Below are 1,234 nucleotides of genomic sequence, written 5' to 3' on the forward strand. Positions count from 1 at the left end.
TACAACTAAGGCATAAGAACCCGTTTATGGAGTCGCTTATGCCCTGGGATGCGAGAGATACCATGTCATTACGTACTGAGTTTGTTCTGCTCGCCTCGCAAGACGGGGCGAACATCCGCGAGCTGTGCCGCCGCTACGGCATATCTCCCGCCACCGGCTACAAGTGGCTTCGCCGCTGGGAGGAGGCAGGACCGTCCGGCCTTCAGGACCGCTCCCGCGCGCCCTGTCACTCACCCAACCGCTCACCTGACGACATCATCGACCTGCTGCGTATGGCGCATGAGCTTCATCAGCACTGGGGGGCCCGCAAGATTAAGCGCTGGCTCGAAGACCACGGGCACCGCATGCCGGCCTTCAGCACCGTCCACAACCTGATGGCCCGCCACGGCCTGTTGCCGGGCGCAGCGCCGGGCGTCCCGGCCACCGGCCGGTTTGAGCATGCGGCCCCGAACCGGCTCTGGCAGATGGATTTTAAGGGCCACTTTCCCTTTGGCGGCGGCCGCTGCCACCCGCTTACCCTGCTGGACGACCACTCCCGGTTCTCGCTGTGCCTGGTGCACTGCGCTGACGAACGGCGTGAGACGGTACAGGAGCAGCTGGTCAGCGTCTTTGAGCGCTACGGCCTGCCGGACCGGATGACGATGGACAACGGCTCGCCGTGGGGCGACACCACCGGCACCTGGACGGCAGTGGAGCTGTGGCTGATGCGCCACGGCATCCGGGTGGGGCACTCGCGGCCGTATCATCCGCAGACGCAGGGGAAGCTGGAGCGCTTTCACCGCAGCCTGAAGGCGGAAGTGCTGCAGGGGAAGTGGTTCGCGGACAGCGGTGAGCTGCAGCGCGCCTTCGACCACTGGCGGACGGTCTACAACCTCGAGCGCCCGCATGAGGCGCTGGAGATGGCGGTGCCAGCGTCGCGCTATCAGCCCTCATCGCGGCAGTACAGCGGGCGCGTAGCGCCACCGGAATACGACGAGGGCGTGATGGTCAGGAAGGTGGATATCAGCGGGAAGCTGAGCGTAAAAGGACTCAGCCTGAAGGCGGGCAAGGCGTTCAGGGGAGAGCGTGTCGGGCTGAAGGAGACGGGGGAAGACGGCTATTACGAGGTGTGGTGGTACAGCACAAAAGTGGGGGTGATCGACCTGAAGAAAAAGTCGATCACCATGGGTAAAGGATGTTAAAAAGTGTTCACTATGTCCCCGAACACCTGTCTGCCATGTCCCCGGACTGTACA

Annotated in this window: 1 protein-coding gene; it reads left to right on the plus strand. The window is 63.6% G+C overall.

All coding sequences use genetic code 11. The features are described from left to right. The first annotated feature begins 26 nt into the window (after window positions 1-26). Entirely contained in the window at window positions 27-1,181 is a 1,155-nt protein-coding gene (locus F3J36_RS23950; protein WP_166720777.1) for an IS481 family transposase, read from the plus strand. The last annotated feature ends 53 nt before the right edge of the window (window positions 1,182-1,234 follow it).

Source organism: Pantoea sp. Cy-640, assembly GCF_011752635.1.
GTDB classification, from domain to species: domain Bacteria; phylum Pseudomonadota; class Gammaproteobacteria; order Enterobacterales; family Enterobacteriaceae; genus Pantoea; species Pantoea dispersa.

Excerpts from the sequence above, each read along its gene's own strand:
- F3J36_RS23950 (WP_166720777.1), top strand. The coding sequence starts at position 27 with ATGGAGTCGCTTATGCCCTGGGATGCGAGAGATACCATGTCATTACGT.